Below are 7094 nucleotides of genomic sequence, written 5' to 3'. Positions count from 1 at the left end.
ATAAAGGATCAATAAAATAGAAAAATTATCGTATAGATCGTATTATTGGCATTCCTTTATTTTCACTATTAAGAATTCGCATATTGCGTATTTGCTTTTGTTGACTAATAAGTGCTTGTTCTGCATTGCGTGAATATGTGACCATTTGCAATTTTGTCGCTTCATTTTGAATCATGGCTAGCATGCCTTTTATGCGTGCCTGTAATTCAGCAATACTTTTTAAATCGGTTGTTGTATTTATTTTTTCTACGAGTTCTGAGATTTGATTAAAACGATTTTCTGTTTCTTGGAAAGTTTGTAAACTTACAGCTTTATCGATGGCGGTTGCATATTGGATACGTTTACCGATAAAATCCCGAGATTCACGAATAGAGGTAGGAATTTCTTCTCCTTGCAAAATATTCGGTAATGCTTTTGATATTGCTAAACCATTGTTTTGATAATAAACTAATTCTGGAGTTTTGAGAAAAAAACTGGTTTGATCTGTTGGTATATTTTTAAGTTTACTCGTATCGAATTTTTGACTTCCTGTTATAGATTCATGTATTTTTTTCGTCTCCTCAAGTTGTTTTTTTAAGATGTCGATGAGAGGTGTAACAGGTGGCATTTTCTTTTGTTGTGGAGGAGTTGCCTTTTGTTGTGGAGAACTTGTTTTTTTGCTTGAGGAAGACCAACCAAAAAAATTTTGTAATGAGGATGAATCTGGGATCCCTCCAACTATAAAAGCCTTTACCGGATTTGAAACCCCTAAAGTTATTGCTACTGCTATTGAAATGACCTGTTTTTTCATGTTTCCCTCCTGTCAGTTTTTATATGTTGTAAAAAAACTGGTAACCATATTGCTGGATCATCACCCACTTTAGTAATGATGCTTTCAGCCAATTCTGCATTATCAGGTGTACCTGATAATACCAAAAGCTCTTCACTAAAGTCGCATTCTTTAGTTTTTCCATCGATTGTCATATGAAATTTGCCGAGATTTAACTCTGCAAGTGCAGATTGGTCGCCTTGCTTGATGAGAAACTGGCGACTAAATTCACCAAGGCCTTTAACCAGTTCAAATTCAGTATCTGTTAGTTTAAAACCTTGTGTATAATCTTCGTAATTTGCTTTGGGATTGGCCAAGAAAATGTAGGTTGCACATTGTTGAATAAGTGTCTTGGCTATATTGCTTTCCAAGGCATCACTGGGTTCTTGTGTAGCGTAAACAAAAATACCATTTTGTTTACGGATAGTTTTTTGCTTATTTTTTGCTAGATCTTCAAAATATGGATCTTGCAAAGGTTTCCAAAACTCATCAAAAATATACATAAATCGCTGTCCGCTAATCATTCCTTCTGTGCGGTAAAGCAGATACATCATGACTGGTGTACGCGTTTCTGAGTTATCTAAGAACTCAGTAATATCAAAACCGTAAATTTGGTGTGTTGAAAGATCGAGTGCATCAGTAGGGTTATCAAATAACCACCCATAATCACCACCTTCGCACCATTTTATCAAACGAGCATGAACAGATGGGTGAGCATTATAGTCATTTAAATGTGGATTTGGTAAGAATTGTACAAGAAAAGACAAACGACGCAGCGATCTGTCAATGTTGCTGCTCATGACAGACATGACAGCTTGGTTAATTTCTTCTTCATCGTGATGTGTAACTTCACCACCAGCTTCAGCTAATTTTTTAACAAACTGTTTTAGAAAAATCAGGTTATCTTGTGTTGGAGGAAGTTGAAAAGGATTGAAACCACTTTGCTTACCAGGCTTGAATGTTAGATATCGACCACCCATAGCTCTAATAATAATTTCCATGCCGCGATCTTTATCAAAAACAACGGTTGTTGGTTTAAACTTTTGTGCTTGCGCTAACAGAAAACCAAGTAGCACTGTTTTACCGGAACCAGATTGCCCGATAAGGGCGGTATTGCCAAGTAAGCGTTTATCTGTTGAATCTTCCTCAATTTTAGAAGCATGAAAATTAAAATAAAGCGGTGTTTTGCTGTTTGTTTTCAGAATTGTGACTGCCGGCCCCCATGGATTTCCAGTTGGTTTGCCTGACATAAAATTATGAAAAGATGAAAATGATAAAAAGTTTAGTGACGTGATTGGTGCTGGACGCGGCCGCCATTTCCAATTTGCGGGCAGTTGTGCCCAATAACCAGCTTCTATAGCCAAATCTACAGGTTTTGGCAATACTGCAGCATCTAGCAATATTGCATTTGCTTTTGCCATATAGTCACGGACTTGTTGAACTGTCTCACCATAAATGGTCAATGTGCAGTGATGTTCACCCATAACAAAGTGTCCACTGACAAGCTGGTTTAATGCTTCATCAATTTGCTCAATTTGGCTTGTTGCCACATCGCGAGCATCGATCAGATTACGTTGGTGGCGTTGCAAATAATCCTTAGCAGCATGTCGCGAAAGTACTGAAAAGCTTTGTGTCAAGACAAATTCGAAATCACTTTCCAGCAAAGCATTTAATTGACCTGGTTTGGTTGTTGTGTCGTATTCCTTAATTTCCAGCATTCCAAATCGACGCATTCCAGTGCTTGTGCGTAATTCTCCAAGAGCACCCCATTTTGAGAAAAATGGCCGATTAATAGACATATAGTCGGCAAAACGCTCATAACAGATTGGCATAGGCCTATATTCGCCGTTAATAAGCATTCCAAGGAATTCAAGCGCAGAAGAATAGGCATGGCCATTTTTTTCATAAGCACCAAGAAGCTCTGCACCGTACCGTTTTAACGATTGAGCTAAAGTGTTGTTAATGTCGTTGAGGGCTTTGATACATGATTCCTGCCGCATCTTTTTTTGATCGAGCGTTTCACGTTCATGCTGAGAAAAGAATGACATAACTTTATCTGCTATCGGTTGGAAAATAACAGTCAAATACAGGTCATTCACCATAAGATTATAACCAGTGAAACTTTGTCGATACTTTTCATCAAGCTGATAGCAAAACATTTGGTCAAATGCTGAATCAGGATATTCATAGACACGGCGGCGTACGATATGTGTCCACAATGATAAATTGGCTGATGCAATACCACGTAGGGTATTATTTAGCTCTTTGGTCCACTGAAAAATATCTTCCTCTGACGCACTTTGATGCGAACGTCCATCAATTTTCCAAACCGATAGATATTCCGCATTTTTTGTAGAGATAATTGTATCTGTAATATGGTGCGAATAGGGTATGAACAGACTTACAGGTGTCTCTGAGGCAAGACGTTTGCTGTTTTCAACAGCCATCATGTTTATCTCCTTTTGCGGTAATCAGAGGGACTATAACTTGAAGCTCCCCAAAAACTTTTGTTGCGGTTACGAAGCTTGGTATCAATCCATAGCCACCAAATACGGAATGCTTTATCATCGTTTTTGGTAATTTGTATCATAATAAACCATAATGGTGGAGCAATTACCCACAAAAAGATATTTATCATCATGGCAACAACGGCTACACTTATAACCATAACGATGAATGGCATCATCGGTACGCCCCAAACGGTTGGAACGCGAGTTGCTCCTTTAAATAATGGAAATGCTTCATGTTGTTGTGGTTTCATGTTAGGCTCTAGTTATTGGATGTAAAATAATATATGGCTAATATAAAATGCTGCTCCAGCGATAACGACACTGAATGCCCATCTTAAAAATGTAGCCCTTGCTATGATACGAAACACATAAATAAGTAAGAGACATAAAAGAATAATAGCACAAACAATAGGAATAATCATACTAAGCCCATATTGCATGCTTATTAGGACATCTATGTCTTTTGTGGTTGTTTGGGCCCACACAGGTTGGGCCATTAAGAATATAATTGAAGTTATAATAGTACTGATTTTGTTGCCAATTTTTGCTTGAAGAATATTTATTTGTTTCATATTTTTTATCCTCATTATAATTGAATTTACTCTCGAGAATATTTCCTTTTTCACAGCATAAATGACATTATTATAGATGTACCTACAACCCATAAATAAAGTTTCTTGAGAACACTTTGTGCTGTATTCGTTTCATAATTGATCTCAATTAGCTTTGAATAGCATTGCGACAAGTTCAGTTGCTGAACCAGCGATGACAACACCAACCGCCCATCGTACAAAAGTATCTTTTCCAATGTAGCGCCCCGCATAACCAATTGCTAAGCATAAAAGTATGACAGCTGCAGCAACAGGAATAATCTTTTGAACGAGATCATCTTGTAATTTTTTTAAAGCAGTTTCCGCATGTTGTAGTTGTGCATATACAGGATGAGTTATAAAAAATGCAATTAAAGCTATAGAAATTGCAATGATACGATTATTATTTTTTGATTGTTTCATTTCTTATTCTCATGAATGCTATTTTTATTTTTTTAATATCAAGTAAAATCTATTTTGTTAAAATAATGTCTGCACATAACTTCATTATGGCTTAAATAACATCGCGACAAGTTGAGTAGCAGAGCCAGCGATGACAACGCCTATTGCCCAACGTACAAAAGTACCCTTTTCAATATAACGGCCTGCATAACCAATTGCTAAACACAAAAGGATAATAGCAGCAGCAACAGGAATAATTTTCTCAATAAGATCATCTTGTAAAGCTTTTAGAGCATCTCCAGCTTTTTTCAAAGTATTTTGAGCGTATACAGGATGAGTGATAAAAAATACGGTTATAGCTGCAGAAATTGCAATGATACGATTATTATTTTTCAATTGGAGGTTATTTTGTTGTTTCATGTCCTATTCTCATTAAAGTTCTAATAATATTTGTCTTTTTTGCAGCATAAGTTAAAAGCTGTTACTGAATGTAGATTTCTCTTAAAGAAAAGCATTTTGTGCTAGAAATTATGCATGGCCGAACAACATTTTTACGAGTTCAGCCGCTGAACCAGCGATGACGACACCAACCGCCCATCGTACAAAAGTATCTTTTCCAATATAACGGCCTGCATAACCAATTGCTAAGCACAACAGTATAACGGCAGCAGCAATAGGGATAATGTTGTCAATAAGATCTTTTTTCAGATCGTCTAAAGCCTTTTTAGCGTGTTTTAATTCTGCAGATGCAGGATAAGCCATAAAAAAGGTGGTTATAGCTGCAGAAATTACAATTATTAGATTGTTATTCTTTGATTGAATATTATTTAATTGTCTCATCTTATGCTCTCATCTAAGGTTTTCATGAATATTATATTTATTTTACAACTCTCTGCACTATCCGTTTTGAAATAACATAGCGACAAGTTCAGTCGCTGAGCCAGCGATGACAACGCCAACTGCCCAGCGCACAAAAGTATCTTTTTCAATGTAACGTCCTGCATAACCAATTGCTAAGCACAAAAGTATAATAGCGGCAGCAATAGGAATAATGATTTTCAATTGTGCCTGAAGCCCTTCCAAAGCGGTTTTGGCTTTATCCAAAGCGCGTGCTTGAGCACACACTGAATGTGTCATAAAAAAAGCAGTTACAAATGCAATCGTTGTGATGATTTTATTATGAATTGTTTTTTGAAGAATATTTGCTTGTTTCATTTTGTTTATCCTCATTAAGACTAAAACTGCCGTAGATAACCCCTCTTTCCTGAAGAAATTTAAAAAGATATTTCGGATCAGCCCAAGTTCTTAATTTTCCTCTTTGCGTAAGGAGTGTATATTTGTTTGGTTTACCGGTTACTGGGTCATCTGCAACAAATGTAAAGTACCATTCTCTTTCTGAGCGCATTACAATCGTAATTTCACGCGCGGCCTTTTGATTAAATGCTCTATCAACACTGTTTTGTTCTATCATTTTCATTATTTTGCCCTCAATTAGAAAAGATTGTATCCAATCTTACTAATTAGAGCTTTAATATTTTTTTATCTACCTTTCATCACTCTATCATATCAAAATTGTCATTCTAATTGACAAATATAGTAATTATTGTTCCTGTTGTTCTTCCAATGAAGGCTCTACCAATGAAGAATTCTCAGTTTTAAAAGCATCATGAACACCACTTGCTTTATGTGTAAAAGCATCTTCTTCTAAGAAAAGAGACAGAGATTCCAGTTCAATTATCTGTTCTTCATTTTCTCTTTGAAGTTTCATAAGTTTTTGTGATTCTTTATCTACAAACGTAGAAGTTTTCATTTCGATGTGTGAAGAGATTTTCTGTACATCAGCATTGGCAAAACCATTTTTAAAGTTTTCTATATTATGAAAATTGAGTACAGCCTGTCTAATACTGTAGTGTGGGCTTATTTGCTCACAACAATGCTTTAAAGCAGTCTGCACAACCTTAAAGTCCCTATAAGGGGCAAGTAAAGTAGGAAAAAAAGAATAAAACCATTTCAGATTTTCATTGTTATTTTTTTCCCAATATACGTCAAAATTATGTCCATTCTGTGTATACTGTTCATTTTTCACAACTGTTTTTCCAAACAAAGAGGGCTGCTGTAATAATCCATTATCATTTATTGCACAGACGTTTGCCGAAGATTCCTTTACGACCACAGCCGAAAATGCTGTAGATTGTTGGATTGGTGTGCATAGAGCAGAAAACATTATGAAATTTGAAATAATCATAAGAGGCACACCTTATGATGAAAATTTTTATTTATACAAACATCAATTTTATGTGACTCTTTGCCATATTGTCCTATGGCATTTTTATAGATTTGCAGAACAAAATTGCTTAGTTTAGAACGTCCTTTGCAATTATAGATCTGGCTTTTTTTAAAGATATTTCTAACGTATGCTAATATCTGGTGAACTAGATAAATGCGCAGGATAAAACAGAGTATATTATACAAATTTATGTTATCGTTATTGCATTTATGAAAAGAAAAGATGTTTTCACATAGAAACCACTTTCGAGAAGTTTCTGAGATTGATTGCTTTATACAATTTTCTAGCTGTATAAATTTTTCCGAAAAATATTGATACGTAGTGAAAAACCGCTGTAGCTGTGAATGTTTTTTACCGCTAGAATGAATCACATCACTATTATAGAGAGAGGGCTTGTTCTTCGCGGCATATTGCCATAGTTTATAGAGCGGTGATTTATATTTACTTTTAACCGCTGATTTATGAGAATCAGGGAGATGTAGTGGTATTTGCGCACT

Annotated in this window: 10 protein-coding genes; all 10 read right to left on the bottom strand. The window is 35.7% G+C overall.

The genetic code is table 11. From position 1 onward, the window contains the following. Positions 1–25: 25 nt before the first annotated feature. The 10 genes from trwJ to QWU_RS02035 all read right to left on the bottom strand — a co-directional run bounded on the left by trwJ (position 26) and on the right by QWU_RS02035 (position 6555). Positions 26–790, bottom strand: a complete 765-nt coding sequence (trwJ, locus tag QWU_RS02080) for a type IV secrection system protein TrwJ (RefSeq protein WP_017196098.1) — start codon at positions 788–790, stop codon at positions 26–28. Continuing rightward, entirely contained in the window at positions 787–3258 is a 2472-nt protein-coding gene (gene trwK, locus QWU_RS02075; RefSeq protein WP_017196097.1) for a VirB4 family type IV secretion/conjugal transfer ATPase TrwK, read from the bottom strand. Before trwK ends, trwJ begins: the two co-directional genes overlap by 4 nt. Positions 3259–3260: 2 nt before the next feature. Beyond that, complete coding sequence (gene trwM, locus QWU_RS02070; protein WP_006589882.1) at positions 3261–3569, bottom strand: VirB3 family type IV secretion system protein TrwM; 309 nt, start codon at positions 3567–3569, stop codon at positions 3261–3263. A 12-nt stretch (positions 3570–3581) separates the two neighbouring features. Further along, the gene (gene trwL5 / locus QWU_RS10100) at positions 3582–3983 is read right to left on the bottom strand and encodes a type IV secrection system protein TrwL5 (RefSeq protein ID WP_017196096.1); all 402 of its coding nucleotides are present in this window, start codon (positions 3981–3983) and stop codon (positions 3582–3584) included. Between the two features lie 51 nt (positions 3984–4034). Further along, entirely contained in the window at positions 4035–4331 is a 297-nt protein-coding gene (trwL, locus tag QWU_RS02060; RefSeq protein ID WP_006589880.1) for a VirB2 family type IV secretion system major pilin TrwL, read from the bottom strand. Positions 4332–4415: 84 nt separating this feature from the next. Then, complete coding sequence (trwL, locus tag QWU_RS02055; RefSeq protein WP_006589879.1) at positions 4416–4730, bottom strand: VirB2 family type IV secretion system major pilin TrwL; 315 nt, start codon at positions 4728–4730, stop codon at positions 4416–4418. A 108-nt stretch (positions 4731–4838) separates the two neighbouring features. After that, complete coding sequence (gene trwL / locus QWU_RS02050; RefSeq protein ID WP_006589878.1) at positions 4839–5150, bottom strand: VirB2 family type IV secretion system major pilin TrwL; 312 nt, start codon at positions 5148–5150, stop codon at positions 4839–4841. 57 nt (positions 5151–5207) lie between these two features. Further along, positions 5208–5525 (bottom strand): VirB2 family type IV secretion system major pilin TrwL, encoded by a 318-nt coding sequence (trwL, locus tag QWU_RS02045; protein ID WP_006589877.1) that lies wholly within the window; start codon positions 5523–5525, stop codon positions 5208–5210. Further along, a complete protein-coding gene (korA, locus tag QWU_RS02040; RefSeq protein WP_006589876.1) occupies positions 5488–5787 on the bottom strand; it encodes a KorA family transcriptional regulator in 300 nt (99 codons plus the stop codon). Before korA ends, trwL (QWU_RS02045) begins: the two co-directional genes overlap by 38 nt. A 123-nt stretch (positions 5788–5910) precedes the next feature. Then, positions 5911–6555, bottom strand: a complete 645-nt coding sequence (locus QWU_RS02035) for a lysozyme family protein (protein WP_017196095.1) — start codon at positions 6553–6555, stop codon at positions 5911–5913. Positions 6556–7094: the final 539 nt, after the last annotated feature.

Origin of the sequence: Bartonella birtlesii IBS 325, from assembly GCF_000273375.1 — a bacterium.
Lineage (GTDB): Bacteria > Pseudomonadota > Alphaproteobacteria > Rhizobiales > Rhizobiaceae > Bartonella > Bartonella birtlesii.
This window is presented reverse-complemented; position numbering and strand designations above follow the sequence as displayed.